Raw genomic sequence first — 19651 nt, 5'->3', positions numbered from 1 at the left:
CGCTTCTACTGGTCGACCTTGATGGGTTCAAGGCGGTCAACGACAGCTTCGGTCATGCGGCAGGCGACGACGTGCTGAAGGCGATGGCGGATCGCATGCGCGGCGGGTGCATGGCCAATGCCTTTCCCGCGCGCCTGGGTGGCGACGAATTCGCATTGTTGGTGACGCGCCCACGCGACTGCGCCGATCTGGAAACCTATGTCCAACAGGTTCTGGATCAATTACAGGTGTCGGTGGAGCAGGCGGGCGAAACGCGCCATGTCTCGGCGACGGTGGGTGCTGCGCTGGCTGATGGCCCTTCTGCAACGCAGGTCGAAATGATGCGCCGTGCCGATCTGGCGCTCTATCAGGCCAAGCGCGATCAGCGTGGCTCGGGTCGGATATTCGGAGTCGATCGGCCGATCCATCGCATAAGCGCAGCCGCCGCCTGACATTTGGCGGGCGTGCAGCGCCTCCGAATATTCTTCATAGAATCAGATATTTCCTGAGATTTCTGCGCTTCGCGCGGCTCTATCTGTCGCGCGTCAGCCTCCTTCTGACCGCCTGAAAAAACAGTGGCTTGACAAGGTGGGACGATATTTTCCAAATAACGCAATTGAAGTCCAACATGTGGAATGTTGGTATCGGGAGGATGACTGGTGCGGTTGCGACATGTGAAACTTGCTTCGATTTCCTATGCGACGCTGGTGGCGGTGACACCGCTGGCAGTGGCTGCGCAGGATGCGCCGCCGCAAGCTGGCGGCAGTCAGGGGGAGAATGTCAGCGACACGGACATCGTCGTGACCGGCATCCGCAGCAGCCTTCAGGGCGCGCTCAATGCCAAGCGCAACGCACCGCAGGTACTGGATGCGATCTCTGCGGAAGATATCGGCAAATTCCCCGACAAGAATGTCGGCGAGGCGCTCCAGCGCGTCACCGGTGTGCAGATTTCGCGCGCTGGCGGTGAAGGCGCCGGCGTTACCATTCGTGGCGCGGATCCTTCGCTGAACCGTGTCGAAATCAACGGCACGACCGCTCTGTCCACTACGGTGGGTGGCGGCCGCGATGTCGACTTCCGCGATCTGCCGTCCGAATTCGTCAACCGTCTGGAGGTCGTGAAGTCGGCAACGGCGGACATGACCGAGGGCGGCGTTGGCGGCACCGTGCGCGTCATCACGCGCCGGCCGTTCGACAATGGCGGCAAGCCCTATCTCGCAGGCTCGGCTCAGGCCATCTATGCTGACATCGGCGACCATATGGACCCGCGCCTTGCCATCATCGGCAGCGACACGTTCGCCAATGGCACGCTCGGCATCCTGGTTTCGGGCACGTTCGAGAACCGCAATGTGGAAGATCATCAGGCGCGCACCACCGGCTGGGTCCAGAGCAGGGATCTGAACGGCGACGGCGTCAGGGATTTCATTCCGGATATTCCGCGTTACGTGATCGATCGGCTCGAAACCCGCCGCTACGCGTTGAACGGCATATTGGAATGGCGTCCGAGCGATGATTTCAAAGCCTATCTGGAAAGCAATTGGACCCGGTCCAACCAGTCGGTCACGTCGCAATATTTGCAAACCGGCACCAGCGGCGGAATCATTGACACCGCCAACACCGTCGTTGGCCCGGACAACACCGTCCAGTATCTGCGCATGACCAACAACACCGCGCTGCCGCAGACCAGCCAGCTGGGTGTGTCCTATCGCAACATTCTGGGTGATATTCGCCGCACGACTTATAATGTCGCGCTGGGTGCGGAATGGACCACCGGCAACCTGACGCTGACGCCGAAGATCTCCTACGCCAAGGCGAAGGCCTATAATAACGAGATCAATGCTACGGCGGCTGTCGTCGGCATGGATTGGCTGGAGGTCGACTACGGCAATGGCCAGCAGGCGCCCAAAATCACCCTGCCCTTTGATCCCACGACGACCGACGGCATCAACCAGCTGACCGTGCTGCGCCGCCCGCGCTACGATGATCAGTCGGAAAAGATGGCGAAGCTGGACGCCGAATATAAGCCCGACGCCGGCATCATCACTTCCATCAAGGTGGGTGGCCAGTATCGTGATTTGACCGTGAAGAGCAAATTCTTCACGCGCACGACGACCCTCAATGGCTTCTCCGATCCTACGGTGCAGGCGCGCATTCAGGACATCGTCAGCGGCAATGCCGCACTTGGAACGTCGCGCTTCTTCAATACCGGCGACCTCGGTTTCTCGGACGGTTATACCGGCTGGCTCAACATGACGCAGGGCGTGGCTGATGCGGTCGGCGTGCCAGATCCGTTCGAGGCGGGCGGTTGTCCGGAACGATCCGGCGGCACCTGTCAGGTGTTCACCGACACTTGGGAAGTCGGTGAGCGCAACTTTGCCGGTTTCGCTCAGGCGGCCTTCGCGTTTGATGTCGGTCCGGTGCCGGTCAGCGGCGTGATCGGCGCCCGCGTCGTCAATACCAAGGTGAATACGTCAGGTTTCCAGAGCACCTCGCCGGGCGGCGGTGCACTGCCGGTCATTTCGCCGGTATCCTATGACAGCAAGAATACCGAGTTCCTGCCGTCGATCAACCTGAAGGCGGACCTGATCCCCGACAAGTTGCAGGCGCGTGTCACCGCGACCGAAGTGATGGCCCGCCCGCTGCCGCAGCAGTTGGCACCGCGCTTCACGCTGGATGTGGTCGGCCTGTCCGGCTCGCGCGGAAATCCTGGGCTTCAGCCGTTCCGTGCGCGGCAATATGATGCGGGCCTGGAATATTATCTGAACAAGACCAGCTTTGCGTCGGTTACTTATTTCCGTAAGGAAATCAGTAGCTTCATTCAAAACACGACCGAAGCCTATGTCGATCCGACCGGCGTAACCTATAATATTCTGGTGCCGACCAACGGCACGCAGAAGGTGACGATCAACGGTGTCGAGGCTGGTGCGCAGTTGGCCTTCGATTTCGTCGACATTCCCGTCATCAAGAATATGGGTGTCATCGCCAACTACACCTATTCTAAGGATAGCGGCTACGAAGGAAAGGATTTCTTCACCGGGGACTCGCTGCCTTTCCAGGGGCTGTCGCGCAACAGCTACAATCTGTCGGCCTATTATGAGGACGATGTCGTCAGCTTGCGCGGTGCGTACAACTGGCGGTCCAAATATCTGCTCGTTGCGCAGGGACGCGGCAACAATCCGGAGTTCGGCGAAGCCTATGGCCAGCTTGACGCCTCGCTCAACATCACGGTGATGCCGGGCGTGTCCTTCTTCCTCGAAGGGGTCAACCTGCTCGATGCAACGCGCAAGGAGAATGCGAATAGCGTCTATCGCCGGACCATTATCGAAACCTTCGGCCGCAGGGTCTATGGCGGCGTCCGCCTGAAACTGTGATCCCGACCGGGTTCAACCGTCGGGCGATGCTCGCCGCGCTGGCTTTCCTGCCAGTGGCGGCGCGCGCGTCCGGTCGCATTCTCCACCGCGACGACTTCCGCCATGGCCTGCGCCAATGGCGGATCGAAGCGGCGGGCGATGCGCGGGTGACGACAAAGGGCGGCGTGCTCGGCATCGACACGCCCAAGGGGTTGACCCTGTGGTTCCTGCCCGAACTGACCGGCCCGGTCGCGATCGATTATGAGGTCCGGGCCGTTTCCGCCGGCGGGCCGCATGACGAGGTCAGCGACGTCAACGCTTTCTGGATGGCGACTGATCCGGCCGCAACAGACGGATCGGTGCTGGCCAAGCGGCGCAGCGGTGTGTTCGAGGACTATGACCTGCTGCGCACCTATTATGTCGGCATTGGCGGCAATCGCAACACAACCACGCGCATGCGCCGCTATATCGGCAAGGCGGGAGAACGTCCGCTGCTGCCGGAGCATGACCGGCCCGGCCAGGCGGACATGCTGGAGCCGAACCGCTGGTTCCGCCTGCGGCTGATCGCCGATGGGCAGCGCGTCGCGGTGGAACGGGACGGTGCGACGCTGTTCAGCATGGACGACAGCGCACCCTACCGGCAAGGGCATTTCGGCGTGCGCACGACGCAGAGCCATATTCAGCTACGCAATTTCTCGATCAGCCGGCTTTAGACCGGCGCAACAAGCAGGAGGGGGACATGAACGGACATCTGACGGTCAAGCGGCGCGATATGTTGCGTCTGGGTCTGCTGGGTGGGGCGGCTGCGATGCTGCCGCCCGAGGCACTCGCGGCCACCCGATCGATGCGCGGCGTACCTCAGACGCCGGTGCACTGGATCGACGGTGATGCGCCGGCGCTCAGCCTCGGCGAGACCTTCGGCGTGCCATGGCCACGCGGTGCAGTGCGGGCCAATGCGCCCCTCAGCTTGCGCGGGAAGAATGGTGCTTCGCTGGCGTCGCAGCATTGGACGCTGGCGACCTGGCCCGATGGCTCGCTCAAATGGTCGGCCCATGCCCTGCCTGCGGGCGTAGCACAGGCCGCCGGTCTGGAAGTCGTCCCCGGCAAGCCGCAGTCGCCTGCGACGCCCGTGATGGTGCGCGAAACCGCTGACAGGGTCGAGATCGTCAGCGGCATGACACGCTGGCGCATTCCTCGCTCTGGTCAGGCCATCATCGCCGGTGCCTGGTCGGGTGCACGGCAGGTGATGAGCGCACTCTCGCTCGTCGCGAGCGTCGACGATGCCCCGGAAGATGGCAAGCGCACGCGCCTCACTGGCCGGATCGACAAACTGACGGTCGAGCAGAATGGGCCGGTCCGCGCGGTCGTGAAGCTGGAAGGGATGCATGAAGGGGCGGGGCGGACCATGCTGCCCTTCACCCTGCGCCTTTATGCCTATGCCGGCGGCGATCATCTGCGCGTCGTACACAGCTTCATCTTCGACGGTGATCCGGCGAAGGATTTCGTCAGCAGCATCGGCCTCTCCGCCGCCGTGCCCATGGTTGGCGCGCCGCATGACCGCCACGTCCGACTCGCCACCGCAGAAGGCAGTCTTTTTTCCGAAGCCGTCCGCCCGCTGACCGGCCTGCGCCGTGATCCCGGCGCAGCGGCCCGCGCCGCGCAGATCGCCGGCAAGGCGGTCGCGCTGGACAGCATCGCGCCGGGCGTTCGTCCGTTGCTGGACCGCATCCCGACCTGGAGCGACTTCAGCCTCAGCCAGCTGACCGCCGATGGTTTCGCCATCGCCAAGCGCACCGAGCCGGGCCATGCCTGGGTCGACTCCACCGCAGGCACCCGCGCGCTGGGGCTGGGCTATGTTGGCTCGCCACAGGGCGGCGTGGCGATGGCGGCGCGCTATTTCTGGCAGCGTCATCCCGCCCAGATCGACATTCGTGTTGCGGCCGGCGATGAGGCGGCGCTCAGTCTCTGGCTCTGGTCGCCCGACGCGAAACCCATGGACATGCGCCCCTATCGCGGGGTGTTGGGGATGGAGGGCTATGACGCCCAGAATGAAGGGCTGGCCATCACCTATGAGGATTATGAGCCGGGCTGGGACAGCGCGACCGGCGTTGCCCGCACAAGCGAACTGACGCTCTGGGCCTGCGCCGCCACGCCGGAGGCCGATCGCCTTTCCGCGATGGCGCAGGCCAATGCCGTGCCGCCGCAACTGATGGTGACGCCCGAGCGCATTCATATGGCCGGCGTCTTTGGTCCCTGGGGCTTGCCCGATCGATCCTCCCCCATGAAGGAGCGGATCGAGGATCAAATCAGCAACCTCGCCGCCTTCTATGAGAGCGAGGTGGATCGCCGCCGCTGGTATGGTTTCTGGAACCATGGCGACGTCATGCACACCTATGATTTCGACCGGCATCAGTGGCGCTACGACATTGGCGGCTATGCCTGGGACAATAGCGAATTGTCGCCCGATCTGTGGCTGTGGCTGAGTGTGTTGCGCACCGGCGATCCGAAGCTGTTCCGCTTTGCCGAGGCGATGACGCGCCATACCGGCGAAGTCGACGTCTATCACATGGGCCGCTTCAAGGGGCTGGGCACCCGCCATGGCGTCCAGCACTGGAGCGACAGCAGCAAGCAGCCGCGCGTCAGCAACGCCATCTATCGTCGCATCTATTATTATCTGACGGCAGACGAGCGGGTCGGCGACCTGATGCGCGACCTGCTCGATTCCGATCAGTCGCTGCGGCATGTCGAGATTGGCCGCAAGGTGCCGGGCGCGGAGCGTAATCCGTTGCCCGAAGGCGTGATCGACTTCAGCTTCGGCACCATGTGGTGTTCGGTCGCTTCGGCTTGGCTCACCGAATGGGAGCGGACGGGCGAGCGGAAGTGGCGCGACCGGCTGATGGCGGGCATGGACAGTATCGGCCGGCTGAAGCGCGGCTGGCTGGCGGGCGGCGCGCCCTATGATCTGGCGACCGGACGCTTCATGGGGGAAGGGGACAAGATCAGCCTCTCGCACCTCAATGCCGTGTTCGGTGCGCTGGAGGTGAATGCGGAACTGCTTCAGTTGCTCGACGTGCCCCATTATCGCAAGGCGTGGCTGGATTATTGCCGCTGGTTCAATGCGCCCAAGGTGGAGTGGGAGGCAGAGTTCCATGAGCCTTACAAGGGTCGCAACCTGAAGGAGGGGCATTCGCGCCTGACCGCTTATCTTGCGCGTGAAACGGGGGACGCCGCCATGGCGCACCGGGCATGGGACGAGTTCCTGTCCGGCGAAGCAGGGCAGGGCCTGTCCAAGGGCGATCCGCGTGTCGCCTTGACGGGCGCGAAGGTCATCGCGCCGACGGTCGAATGGCCGGACGTGTCCACCAATGCGGCGGCCCAATGGGGGCTTGCCGCGATCGAAAATCTGGCGCTCATCCCCGATGCGCTGCCAGCGCAAGGGTGAAGAGAAGGATGAGAGACATGAAGAGCGGCATTTCGGCGCTGGCTTTGCTGGCGCTGGCCTGGGGCAGCAGCCTATCGGCCAAGCCGGTAAAGCAATGGACCGACGCACTGACCGGGCATGAGATCGTCCAGATCACCGACCAGCCGGGCGGCGCGGCCAGCCTCTATTTCCACCAGAACAGCTATACGCCGCAGGGCGACAAGATGGTCATCTCGACGCCACAAGGGATCAGTGTCGTGACCTTGGCGGACTGGAGCATCAGGCCGCTGGTCAAGGGCGCGGAACTGCAACTGCTCTTCACCGGCCGCAAGACGCGCAGCGTCTATTATGCCAGTCACGGCCGTAACGACGGGGCGGGGGCGACCACCATCTTCGCTGCCGACATCGACAGCGGCAAGGTCCGCAGGATCGCCACCGTGGCGAAAGGATCGATCGGGTCGATCAATGCCGACGAGACGCTGCTGCTCGGCCAATGGGCGGCGAGCGACAGGCCGCTCCAGCCCGATGGCACGGCCAAAGGCAAGGCGCCGGAAATCAAGCAGCAGTTCGGCCAGGCCAATTATGCCGCCAACGGTCCTGACGGCAAGCCGTTGAGCTTTGCCGAGGCGAAGGAAGTGCGCCTCAATGAACGGCTGGAGGCGAAGATCCCGATGGAGATCTTCACCATCGATATTCGCACCGGTGAGCGCAAGGTGGTGGTCGCCTCCACCGACTGGCTCAACCATGTCCAGTTCTCGCCCACCGATCCCGGCCTCATCATGTATTGCCATGAAGGACCATGGCACAAGGTCGACCGCATCTGGACCATCCGCACCGACGGCAGCGGCAAGCAGCAGGTCCACAAGCGGACAATGAACATGGAGATCGCGGGACACGAGTTCTTTTCGCCCGACGGCAAGTGGATCTGGTATGATCTCCAGACGCCCCGCGGTGAGGTATTCTGGCTGGCGGGTTACGAGATCGCGACCGGCAAGCGTCAATGGTACCATGTCGATCGCAACATGTGGTCAGTCCATTACAACCAGACGCCGGACATGAAGCGCTTTTCCGGCGACGGCGGCGACAGCGAGATGGTCGCCCATGCACCGGATGGCAAATATCTCTACCTCTTCACGCCCAAAGCGATCCCCGACGTGGCGGGCATCCATGCGGACAATGCCGCCGACCTGATCGCGCCGGGCACGCTGGAGACGGAGAAGATCGTCGACATGCGTCGCCACGACTATCGACTGGAACCGAACATCACCTTCACGCCCGACGGCCAATGGATGATCTTCCGGTCGAATATGGACGGCAGCAATCAGGTTTATGCCGTTCGCGTCGCGCGCTCCGGCTCAGCGCCACAATAGCACGTTCTCAGTAATCATGACGGCCGACGCCCGCACAGGATCGAATCCCGTGCGGGCGTCGTCTGATTCTGTCGCCTTTGAACCGGATCGAGATCGGCCAATGCAGTGCAACATTTCTGATATGACGAAATGTTGCGACATGGAATGTAACCTTTTGAAATAAGTGTATTTTAAAAGTCACATGCGTCAAAAACCTGTCATTTAACGAATGGGCAACATTGACGATTTGCCTGCTCCCTCGGCAAATCGAGGCACCAGCTCGATGCAGCCGATCAAGAACTGCACGGGTCGCACATAGCGAAATCGAAGGGAGCATATCATGATATCGGCTCAATTCAGCCGGCGCCTTCTGGCGTCGACGATCCTGCTCGGCCTGACGACGCCGGCCCTAGCCCAGACGGCCGACGATGACGCCGCTGGCGAGGATATGATCGTCGTCACAGGATCGCGCATTGCCCGCCCTGACCTGCAACAGGCTTCGCCCATCTCGGTCGTCAGCGCGCAGGAACTGAAACTCAGCGGCAAGGCGAATGTCGAGGCGATCATCAACGATCTGCCGCAGCTGATCCCCAGCACGACCGCCGCATCGAACAATCCGGGTGGCGGCGTTTCGACCGCCGATCTGCGCGGCCTGGGTGCCCAGCGCACGCTGGTGCTGGTCGATGGCCACCGCTATGTTTCCTATGACTCCAATCAGGTGGTCGACCTCAACACCGTTCCGGCCGGCCTGATCGACCATGTCGAAGTCGTGTCGGGCGGCCGGTCCGCGGTCTATGGGTCGGATGCGATTGCCGGCGTCATCAACTTCGTGATGAAGAAGAATTTCTCCGGCGTGGAAGCGAACGCCAGTTATCGCCTGAATGAGGAAGGCGACGGCGGCACCTTCAACAGCAACATCCTGCTGGGTCAGAATTTCGCTGACGGGCGCGGCAACATCACCCTCTATGCCGACTATATCAAGCGCAACGGCGTGGACCAGAGCGCGCGCAGCTACACCAAGCAAACCTATACCGACGACGGCGATGGCGATCTGGTCGCAGGCGGATCGGGAACGATCCCCGGCACGCGCATGGCGCTGAACAACAGCCAATATAAGTTCAATCAGGATGGCAGCTATTCGGCCTATAGCGCGGCGACCGACGCCTATAATTATGCCCCGTCCAACTATTTGCAGGTGCCGCAGAAGCGCATCCTGCTGAGCGGTCAGGCGCATTTCGACGTCAGCGATCACCTGACCCTCTATGGCGAGGGCCAGTTCATCAAGAACAAGGTCCGTAACAAGCTGGCGCCCACGCCTTTCACCGGCACGGTCGATATCGACACGGATTCCTCCTTCCTGTCGGCGGAATCGCAGGCATTGCTGACCGCCGCAGACACGGATGGCGATGGCTACACCTCCGCCAATATCTATCGTCGCCTGACCGAAGTGGGCGACCGTATCTCCAACGTCGATAACACCGCCTATCGCGCCTTGATCGGCGCGAAGGGCCAGATCAGCGGCGACTGGAATTACGACGCCTATTACAGCTATTCCCGCACCAAACAGGTCGAAACCCAATATGGCAATGTCTCGCGCAGCCGGGTCGAGCAGGCGCTGCGGACGACCTATGATGCGGATGGCAATCTCGTCTGTTCCGACACCAGCAATGGCTGCGTTCCGCTGAACATCTTCGGCGAAGGCAATATCAGCGACGAGGCCGCCGACTTCATTTCGATCACCACCCGCAACGTCAGCATCATCACCGAACAGGTGGCGAACGCAGCGATCACCAACGGCAATCTGTTCGATCTGGGCGCCGGCCCGGCGGGCATCGCCATCGGTGCGGAATATCGGTCCGAAAAGGGCAGCTACAATCCCGACGAGGCTCTGTCTTCCGGCGATGTGGTCGGCTTCAACGCTGGTCAGGGGCTGGGCGGCAGCTATAATGTGAAAGAGCTGTTCACGGAAATCAGCGTGCCGCTGCTCGCCGATCTGCCGCTGGTCCACAAGCTCGACTTCAACGGGGCCTATCGCTTCTCGCACTATTCGACCGCAGCGAAGAATGTCAGCACCTTCTCGGCTGGCCTCATCTATGCGCCGATCAAGGACATCACCTTCCGTGGTCAGTATAGCCGCGCGGTGCGCGCGCCGTCCGTCTATGAACTCTATTCCGGCCAGTCTCAGGACTTCCCGACCGCGACCGATCCCTGCGCGACCTCTGCCGCCACGACCAGCGCGACCCTGTCGGCCAGCTGCCTCGCCAGCGGTGTGTCGTCCAGCGCGCTCGGCACCAATTTCTACGGCGGCAGCTCGCAGATCGAATCCGTAACCGGCGGCAATCCCGACCTGCGGGAAGAAACGTCGAATACCTGGGGTCTGGGCGTCGTCCTGCAACCCAGCTTCGCGCCGCGCCTGTCGCTGACGGTCGATTATTATAACATCAAGATCGACAATTATATCTCCACGGCCGGCACCGCGAACATCATCCGCGCTTGCTATGGTGACGAGGCGAACGGCTGGACGCCCTATGACAGCAGCTATTGCTCCCTGCTGCCGCGCAACGCGACAAGCAGCGAGATCGAGGGCGCGGTGAACCTCCAGTCCAACACCGGCGGCGTCAAGACCTCCGGCGTCGACTTCGAGCTGAACTACAGCGTGCCGCTCAATTTCGGCGTGTTCGGCGCCAAGACCGGCAAGCTCGCCTTCCGCGTCGCTGGCACCCGCCTGATCCGCTACGACCTCAATCCGGTGGCGGCGATCTCGGAGCTGAACCAGAATTGCGCGGGCAAGTTCGGCATCAATTGCGGCAACCCTTATTCCAAACTGCGGCTCAACAACCGCATCACCTGGACCAGCGGACCGATCACCCTGGGCGTGACCCATCGTTACCTGTCGAGCGTCCGGGACGATGATGACACCACCACCTACACGGTCGAGAAGATCAAGTCCTACAATCTGTTCGATCTGGCGTTGCAGGTGCAGGCGACGGAACGCTTTGGCTGGTCGATCGGCATGAACAATGTCTTCAACAAGAAGCCGCCGATCATGGGCGACAATCAGGATCAGGCCAACACCTATCCGTCGACCTATGACGCCTATGGCCGCGCCTTCTTCGTGAATGCTTCGGTGAAGTTCTGACGATCATCCACCGGGCGCTGACGTGTCCGGTCGGATCGGACCATCTCCGGTTCCTTTTCAGGCTCGCGCCCATTGGGTGCGGGCCTGATTGCGTGGATGCCATGTCGGTTGACCATTGCCCTTGACGCTATCTGTCGGAATAGTGGGGCATGATCTTCAAATATGTCCGCGCGGCCTGCCGCCTCCTGTGCCTCTTGCCGTTTGCTGTCCAGGCGCAGTCGCCCTCGGCCGATGCTACCCTCTACAGCGACGTTACCGTCATCGACGGCACCGGCGCATCGCCCCGGCCACAACAGGATATCCTCGTTCGGGACGGGCGGATCGTCGCGGTCGGCGCGCACGGCATGCTGCCGCCAGAGAGCATCGCCAACGCCAGGACCGTGGACCTGACGGACCGTTTTGTCATGCCGGGCCTGATCGACAGCCATGTCCATATGGCAACGCCGCCCAACAGGATCCAGGCCGAAGCGACGCTTCGGCGCAACCTTTATGGTGGGGTGACGGCGGTTCGCGACATGGCAGACGATTTGCGGTCGGTCGCGGAACTGGCACGCGCGGCGCAGCAGGCGGAGATCCCGGCTCCCGACATCTATTTCGCCGCGATCATGGCGGGCCGTCCCTTCTTTGCCGATCCCCGCGTAAGTGCCGCCAGCAGGGGTTTCGAGCCGGGCACGGCCCCTTGGATGCAAGCGATCGACGATCGCACGGATCTGGCAACGGCGATCACCCTGGCGAAGGGCACTGGCGCCACGGCGATCAAAATATATGCTGATCTGCCGCCGCATTTGGTCGCTGCCATCACCCGCGAAGCGCACAGACAGAAGATGATGGTCTGGGCACATAGCGCGGTCTTCCCGACCCGCCCGGCGAACGTCATCGCCGCAGCGCCCGACAGCGTCAGCCACGTCTGCTATCTCGCCTACCAGCGAGAACCCGTCATGCTGGCGGCCTATGAGGACCGGACGCCGGTCAATGAGACCTTGCTGTCGCTAGACGGTGAAGATCCAGTGATCGCGCGTCTCTATCGCGACATGATCAGAAGGAATGTGGTGCTCGATGCGACGGGCAGCCTGTTCGTCCAGTTCGATGCGATCCGCAAGGCTCATCCCGATCGTAAGCCGTTGCGCTGTACCGGCCCGACCGTGACCCGCTTGACGCGGCAGGCCTGGCGGGCGGATGTGCCGATCTCGACCGGCACCGACCATGTTTCGGGAGAAGAGGCGCTGTGGCCGGATGTGCATGAGGAACTATTCTTCCTCGCCCGTGACGTCGGCATGCCGCCGCTTGACGTGATCCGTTCGGCCACGCTGATCGGCGCCCGCGCGGCGGGGCAGGAAAAAGACATGGGGTCGATCGAAACGGGCAAGCTTGCAAATTTCCTGGTGCTGGCGGCTGATCCGTCGGCCGACATCGCCAATATCCGCAGCATCGAAATGACGGTGAAGCGCGGCCGCGAATATCGCCGGCAGGCCTACCGCCCGGTAACGAAGGAGGAAATGGCCGACGGTCCGGACTGAACGGTTTGATGAACCGGCGCGCCAAAGCATTGCGCTGCCACGCAATTTATGCTCATCGACAGGCATTTCTTTGGATAGTCGGGGATTTGGACCTTGAAGATGATATCCCGTTTGCTGCTGTCGGCAGCGCTCGTTGCTGGAGCCTGTGCAGTACCCGCGCTGGCCCAGCCCAAGCAGGTGCTGACGCACGAGACGCTCTGGATGATGAAGCGGGTCGGTACGCCTGCGACCAGTCCTGACGGCAAATGGGTCGTCTATTCGCTGACCGAGCCTTCCTATGAGAAGGACGCAGCCATCACCGACCTCTGGATCGTCCCGGCCGATGGTTCCGCGCAACCGCGCCGCCTGACGGCGACCAAGGCGGGCGAAAGCGATCCGGTCTGGGCGCCCGACAGCCGGCGCATCGCCTTTTCCGCAAAGCGCGAAGGCGATGATGTCGCGCAAATCTATATACTCGATCTTGCGGGCGGCGATGCGAAGCGTGTGACCAATATCCCGACCGGCGCGGGTAATCCGCAATGGCGCCCGGACGGGCAGGCGATTCTGTTCGAGAGCCAAGTCTATCCCGGCGCAATGGACGTCGATGCCAACGCCAAAGCCGCCGCGGACCGCAAGGCGCGCAAGTTCAATATGCGCGTCTATGAGCATTTCCCGATCCGTTACTGGAACGATTGGCTGGACGACAAGCGGCCCAGCCTCTGGGTTCAGTCGCTGGCGGAGGGCGCGGCGCCGCGCGACATCATGTCGCCAACGAAGCTGGCGCAGGCCGAAGGCTTTGGCGGCAATGCGAAAAATGAGGGCGGCTCCACCCTGTCGCCTGCCTGGAGTCCGGACGGCAAGGAAATCATCTTCATTGCCACCACCGAGCGTTGGAATGCGGCGCATGCGCGCGTGAATTTTGGCCTCTATCGCATGCCGGCCGAGGGAGGCGAGCCACGTCTCGTCACGACGGCGCCGGGCGAATATGGCGATCCCAAATTCACGCCGGACGGCAAGACCCTGATCGTCAAGTTCAACAGTCAGGGCGAGGATGTCTATGACCTTGCGCGCCTGCAACGCGTCGCCTGGCCGGCCGGTGGAGCAGCAACGCCGCTTACCGGCAAGTTCGATCGTGAGGTCGACGGCTATGCCGTGACGCCCGACAGCCGGACGCTCTACCTGACCGTGCCGGACGCGGGGATGGAAAATCTCTATCGCGTGGCCGCGTCTGGCGGCGAGCCGGAACTGGTGATCGCGCCGAAGATCGGCGGCTATACCGCGATCGACATCCCATCCGATGCGAAGGTGCCCCAGTTGATCGCCAGCTATGGCAGCGCGGTCAATCCCGTCGAGATCGTCCGCATCGATCCCAGGGCCAAGCGGCATAGCAATCTCACCAATGTGAATACCCAACTTGCGGCCACGATCGACTGGTCCAGCCCGCAGCATTTCTGGTTCACGTCCGAAAAAGGCCGTCGGATCCATAACATGATCGTGACGCCGCCGGCTTTCGATCCGGCGAAGAAATATCCGCTGATGGTGCTGATGCATGGCGGCCCGGCATCGTCCAACGCCGACCAGATCGGCCTGCGCTGGAACTATCATCTGCTCGCGAGCGCCGGCTATGTCGTGCTGATGACCGACTATACCGGGTCGACCGGCTATGGCGAGGCCTTCTCGCGCGCGATCAAGCTGGACCCGCTGCGCGGCCCGGCGGACGAGATCAACCAGGCCGTGGATGAAGCCGGCAAGCGGTTCGCCTTCATCGACACCGGCAATGCCTGTATCGGCGGTGCCAGCTATGGTGGGCATCTTTCAAACTGGATGGAAGCGACCACCACCCGCTACAAGTGCATCGTCAGCCATGCCGGTGAGGTCGATCTGCTGACCCAGTGGGGCACCAGCGACTTCAACTATGGTCGCGAAGTGGCGAGCGGCGGTCCGCCCTGGGGCGACAGCAAGGTATGGCGTGACCAGAGCCCTATCACCTATGCCAAGGACTGGAAGACGCCCATGCTGCTGACGGCAGGGGAGCGCGACTATCGCGTGCCCATGTCCAACACGCTGGAAACCTGGTCGACCTTGCAACGCATGCAGGTGCCAAGCCGCCTGCTGATCTTCCCCGACGCCTGGCACTGGATCACCAAGCCGGAGGACAGCCGCCAATTCTATCGCGAAGTGCAGGGCTGGCTGGCCCATTATCTGAAGGGCACCCCGGCGGTGACGGGAGGCCCGCTCGCCGCCCCGGCGGAAACGAAAACACCTTGATCGGATGCTGGCAGGCGGGGCGATAGCCCCGCTTGCTACAATATCTTCCGCAGCGTCAGCAGGATGATGTGGTCTTCCGCGTCCAGTTAGGCCTTCTGATAGGCGAGCGGCGTCGCGCCGCCGCCCGGTCTTCCGCGCAGGCCGTCAGTACGGGCAGGTTCCCTACAGATCGCGTGTCCGGCTGCTGACATAATTGACAGAGAGGCTCAGGTTGGGGTGGGTTTGGTTCAGAGCTTGACCGTCGCACGCAGCTTGAACTGATGGCGATTGTCGGCCTTGAGGCCCTGCTTGCCGCCGCTCAGGAGTCGTGAGGATAAGAGTGATCAGGCTGCATCCGGCGAGCAACCGCCTGTGGCCCGCACAGCGGCGCGGGCCATAACGGGACAACAGGTTCATGTAGAGGGTTTTCAGCGAGGGAAAGACGGTTTCCGCTTCCGGATTGTCGCCGAGTTTCGAGGCGATGACATCCGCGACTGGCTCGTCGCGCTGGCCCAGCGCGCCGCTGTCGACATGGCGGCCGGTTCTTGTGCATGATCAAACTCATATCCTCTCGAGAATAATCCGATGCTCAGCCCGTTTTCGGGGGAGGCGTGGCTGAAGGGCGTCGAATTCAGAGCCTGCAGCGCACCCGCTTGCCGCGGAGCAGGTAGGTGTCACTGCTGGGATTGTAGCTCTTGTACCGGCTGACGCAGGCTTTCTGATGGCGGCTCTGGTTTGAAGGCCTGCTGGCTTTCGGCTTGGTTGGGTCGGGGCGTTCCTGCTCCTTATGGTTGCGTTGCGACTGGGCATGGGCGGGCACGATAAACAGGCTGAGTAAGGCTATTGTCGTAATTATCGGCAGTTTGAACAACAACATGAATATCCTCCAAAATGATGGCTAGATTGGTGCAGGCTATCGGGACTGGGCGTCCCTACCGGCCATGAAGCGTTTCGACCCGCGCTATGCAGGCACCATTTTGCCTCGTTATTTCACAGATATTGCAGCATTTGACCGAACACGCCTTCAAACTGTTGCGATCGCCTCCGATCGCGCAAGGTCAATAATGTCTGCCGCCAACTCGTCCACCACCGCTGGGTCGGCGTCCCACGCGAACATGAAGCGCGCCGCCCCCCCGATAAAGGTGTAAAAGCGCCAGCCCCGGTCGCTCAGCCGCCGGAGCAGAGAGGCGGGCGCGCGCAGGAACAGCGCGTTCGCCTCGACTGGAAAGGCGACTTCAATGCCTGGAAGGCCATTGATGCGGGCGGAAAGCAACGTTGCGGCCGCATTTGCATGTGCGGCATTGCGCAGCCATGCGCCAGTTTCGAGCAGGCCGACCCATGGTGCCGCTAGGAAGCGCATCTTCGAAGCAAGTTGCCCGGCCTGCTTGCAGCGATAGTCGAAATCCTGGGCCAGTGCTGGATCGAAGAAGAGAATGGCCTCGCCTACCGCCATGCCGTTCTTGGTGCCGCCAAAGCACAGCACGTCGACACCTGCGCGCCATGTGATGTCGGCAGGATCACATCCGAGCGTAGCGCAGGCATGGGCGAAGCGCGCGCCGTCCATATGCAGTTTGAGACCCAGTTCGCGACATATGGCCGCGATGGCCCGGATTTCGTCGACGGTGTAGATTTGGCCCGTCTCGGTAGGCTGGGTGATGGTGACGACGCGCGATTTTGGGAAATGGATGTCCGACCGGCTGGTCGCCAGCGACCGAATGTCGCCGGGCGTCAGCTTGCCGTCCTCACTCGCTGCGACCAGCAGCTTGGATCCGTTGGAGAAGAATTCGGGGGCGCCGCATTCGTCGGTTTCAACATGGGCCGACGCCGCGCAGATTACGCTATGATAGGATTGGCAGAGCGCCGCAAGCGCGAGCGAATTGGCCGCTGTGCCGTTGAACGCAAAAAATACCTCGCAATCTGTATCAAAAAGCGTGCGGAAGGCATTGGAAGCACGTTCCGTCCAGTTGTCCTCACCATAGGCGGGCGCGGAATCCCGGTTGGCTTCCGCCATTGCAGCCCATGCCTCCGGACAGATGCCCGCATAATTGTCGCTGGCAAATTGCTGCGCTTTGCTCGTCATGTCTCTTCCTTCCTCGATCGAGGCGGTCCGACGCGTGCATGTGGCTTGGTGTCCCGTTTGTTGCCGGTCCGGCCACATCCCCCGCCAGAACGGGGCACCACCTTGCTCGGGAGCAGGTTGGTGTCGGGCGTCGACCCGACTCTTGATGCTGGACCCGGCCCTAGCCGCGAGTGGAGGGCGCGTCAATGCGCCGGTCGTCAGTCCCGCCATCGACAGTCGTCGATATCGATCCCGTGGCGATTGAGCTTGTCGTTGAAGTTTTCCGCAGCTTCCGACATGTGCGGATATCCGCACGGCGACACGGTGTTACGGCGCGCCGGCTACGCTTCCTGTTGCTATTGAACAGCTTTCGCTTCTGATTGGCTTGTTGTTCAAAAAAAATTCTATAATATGGAATTAATAATCGCCATATGGGATAATCTCTATGGTCAAATTTTGGAGAGGTGCGATCATGGTCCCCAGCAGTTGCACCCGTCGTGCCTTCACCTCCGCCATCCTAACAATGCCACTTGCCGCATCATTTGCGCATGCAGAAACGTCTGGAAGTAAGCCTGTGTCGATACTGGACTTTGGCGCACGCGCGGATGGAAGCACGATCAACACCAAGGCCATCCAGTCGGCGATCGACAATCTGGCGGAAGAGGGAGGAGGCACCGTCGTGGTGCCGCCGGGCATATTCATCAGCGGCGCCCTGTTCCTGAAGCCCAATGTCCATCTGCATCTGGACGAGGGTGCGGTGCTTCGATGCACGACCGACATGGCGCATTTCCCGCCGAGGCGGACACGGATCGAGGGGCATTTCGAGGAGATGTTCACGCCGGCCCTCATCAACGCAAGCGAATGCCACGGGCTGAAGATCAGCGGGAAAGGAACACTTGACGGTGCGGGGCGTCCCATCTGGGATCTATTCTGGAAGTTGCATGACGCCGCGCCCGATCCCGCCAACTTTCCCAACCTCGGCCTGCCGCGGGCGCGTCTCGCGCTGATCGAGAATAGCCGCAACGTGACCGTGGAGGGTGTGACCTTCAAGGACTCCCAATTCTGGAACCTGCATCTCTATAAATGTCAGGATGTGCTGGTGCGCGGCGTCCGGTTCGAGGTCCCGGACGATTATAAGCAGGCCCCGAGCACTGACGGGGTCGATGTCGACAGTTGCCAGCGCGTCACCGTCGATGGGTGCTATTTCTCCGTGACCGACGATTGCGTAGCGGCCAAGGGGTCGAAGGGGCCGCGCGCCATGGAGGACAAGGACAGTCCGCCGGTCGAGCATCTTCGGATCGTCAACTGCCATTTCCGGCGCGGTCATCACGCTCTCGCCTGCGGCAGCGAAGCGACGATCGTTCGGGATGTCGTCATGGAAAATTGCAAAGTGACGGGTGACATCGTCCTCATCCGCCTGAAACTGCGTCCCGATACGCCGCAGCGCTATGAGGATATTCGGATTCAAGACATCGAACTGGACAATCCCGGCGGCACGGTCATTTCAGTTGAACCTTGGAGCCAGTACAAGAATCTGGGCGGTGCGGAGCCACCCAAATCCATCGTTCGCAACCTCACTCTGTCAGGTGTGAAAGGTCGCTTCGGCGCGTTTGGCGTCATCAAGCCAAACCCCGGACAGACGATGATCAGCGATATTCTGCTTCAGGATATCGACCTTAACCTTGCGCAGGATCTGCTGGAAGTGTCCGACACAAGTAAGCTGCGTTTCGAAAAGGTCGTGGTGAACGGGAAGCCTGTCACGGGTTGAGGCCGATGCCTCAATCGCTGGAAATGGTTCTGGGCGCGTAGCGGGCGACGAGCGTCGTCAGTAGCGCCAGGATCAGGAAAGAGGTAGACAGGCTGGTCCATTGCGCGATGAACCCGATCGCGGCCGGTCCAGTCAGGATCCCGGCAAATCCAATCGACCCCGCCGCCGTTAGAGCCAGGTTTTGCGGCATGATCGTCTGGCGGCCGACAGCGCTGTACAGCAGCGGCACGACATTCGCCAATCCCGCGCCAACCAGCGCGAAGCCAAGGACCGCCAGCGTCCAGTGCAGCGGGAGGATGGCGACCATGAAGCCCACGGCCGCGACCAGCGGGCCGAAGATCAGCATCCGCCTGTCCCCGAAACGCCGAACCAGCCGGTCGCCCAGCAATCGCCCGCCGGTCATCGTGACGGCGAAGGCGACATAGCCGAGGCCCGCGCGCGCGGCGTCGAGCCGGAAATGCCCGGACAACAACAACGCGCTCCAGTCCAGGACCGACCCTTCCGCCATGAACGCGATGAAGCATAATATGCCGATCGCCAGCACGACCCCGCGCGGCCGGGCATAGGCGGGACCGGACGAACTTCTTTCGTCGGTGATGTGCGGTGTGGAAATGGCGACGCTGATCATGATCGCTGCCGCAACGGTGAGGATAGCAAGGGATGGCGCGACGCCCGATCCCATAAGAATGCTCATGCTGCCTGCCCCCAATATGGTGCCGACGCTGTAAAAACCATGGAAGCCGGACATGAGCCGACGGTCAAGTGCGCGCTCCGTGTAGATGGCGTGCAGGTTGCGTGCGCAACTGAGCAGTCCCATCGCCACGCCGAGCGCGAACAGCGTGAGCG

12 protein-coding genes and 1 riboswitch are annotated in these 19651 nt (G+C 61.9%); of the genes, 9 read left to right on the top strand and 3 right to left on the bottom strand.

Features of this window, described 5'->3' with window-relative positions; all coding sequences use genetic code 11:
* The 8 genes from VMR39_RS18225 to VMR39_RS18190 all read left to right on the top strand — a co-directional run.
* Positions 1-431 (top strand): GGDEF domain-containing protein (locus VMR39_RS18225; protein ID WP_325417691.1); only part of this gene is annotated, 431 nt, incomplete at its 5' end.
* Positions 432-653: 222 nt separating this feature from the next.
* Positions 654-3347: a TonB-dependent receptor gene (locus VMR39_RS18220; protein ID WP_325417689.1), complete on the top strand. Its 2694-nt coding sequence runs from the start codon at positions 654-656 to the stop codon at positions 3345-3347.
* Between the two features lie 26 nt (positions 3348-3373).
* Complete coding sequence (locus VMR39_RS18215; RefSeq protein ID WP_414712550.1) at positions 3374-4039, top strand: DUF6250 domain-containing protein; 666 nt, start codon at positions 3374-3376, stop codon at positions 4037-4039.
* 26 nt (positions 4040-4065) lie between these two features.
* Positions 4066-6768 carry a Tat pathway signal sequence domain protein gene (locus VMR39_RS18210; protein ID WP_325417684.1) on the top strand — a complete coding sequence of 901 codons (2703 nt, stop codon included), beginning with the start codon at positions 4066-4068 and terminating at the stop codon, positions 6766-6768.
* A 17-nt stretch (positions 6769-6785) separates the two neighbouring features.
* A complete protein-coding gene (locus VMR39_RS18205; protein WP_414712549.1) occupies positions 6786-8117 on the top strand; it encodes an oligogalacturonate lyase family protein in 1332 nt (443 codons plus the stop codon).
* Between the two features lie 319 nt (positions 8118-8436).
* The gene (locus VMR39_RS18200) at positions 8437-11235 is read left to right on the top strand and encodes a TonB-dependent receptor (protein WP_325417680.1); all 2799 of its coding nucleotides are present in this window, start codon (positions 8437-8439) and stop codon (positions 11233-11235) included.
* Between the two features lie 149 nt (positions 11236-11384).
* Positions 11385-12752, top strand: coding sequence for an amidohydrolase family protein (locus tag VMR39_RS18195; RefSeq protein ID WP_325417678.1), 1368 nt, complete (start codon positions 11385-11387; stop codon positions 12750-12752).
* 99 nt (positions 12753-12851) lie between these two features.
* Positions 12852-14999 (top strand): S9 family peptidase, encoded by a 2148-nt coding sequence (locus VMR39_RS18190; RefSeq protein WP_325417693.1) that lies wholly within the window; start codon positions 12852-12854, stop codon positions 14997-14999.
* A gap of 610 nt (positions 15000-15609) precedes the next feature.
* Here VMR39_RS18190 and VMR39_RS18185 read toward each other — a convergent pair.
* Positions 15610-15855 carry a BA14K family protein gene (locus VMR39_RS18185; RefSeq protein ID WP_325417676.1) on the bottom strand — a complete coding sequence of 82 codons (246 nt, stop codon included), beginning with the start codon at positions 15853-15855 and terminating at the stop codon, positions 15610-15612.
* A 147-nt stretch (positions 15856-16002) separates the two neighbouring features.
* A complete protein-coding gene (locus VMR39_RS18180) occupies positions 16003-17058 on the bottom strand; it encodes a low specificity L-threonine aldolase (protein WP_325417674.1) in 1056 nt (351 codons plus the stop codon).
* Between the two features lie 46 nt (positions 17059-17104).
* Positions 17105-17212: riboswitch (SAM-I-IV-variant riboswitch) on the bottom strand.
* Positions 17213-17611: 399 nt separating this feature from the next.
* On the opposite strand from VMR39_RS18180, the gene VMR39_RS18175 reads away from it, so the two are divergent.
* Positions 17612-18805 carry a glycoside hydrolase family 28 protein gene (locus tag VMR39_RS18175; RefSeq protein WP_325417672.1) on the top strand — a complete coding sequence of 398 codons (1194 nt, stop codon included), beginning with the start codon at positions 17612-17614 and terminating at the stop codon, positions 18803-18805.
* Between the two features lie 10 nt (positions 18806-18815).
* Here VMR39_RS18175 and VMR39_RS18170 read toward each other — a convergent pair.
* On the bottom strand, positions 18816-19651 hold an 836-nt coding region (locus tag VMR39_RS18170; RefSeq protein WP_325417670.1), incomplete at its 5' end, for an MFS transporter.

This window comes from Sphingobium sp., assembly GCF_035511395.1.
In the GTDB taxonomy this organism is placed as follows: Bacteria; Pseudomonadota; Alphaproteobacteria; order Sphingomonadales; family Sphingomonadaceae; genus Sphingobium.
This window is presented reverse-complemented; position numbering and strand designations above follow the sequence as displayed.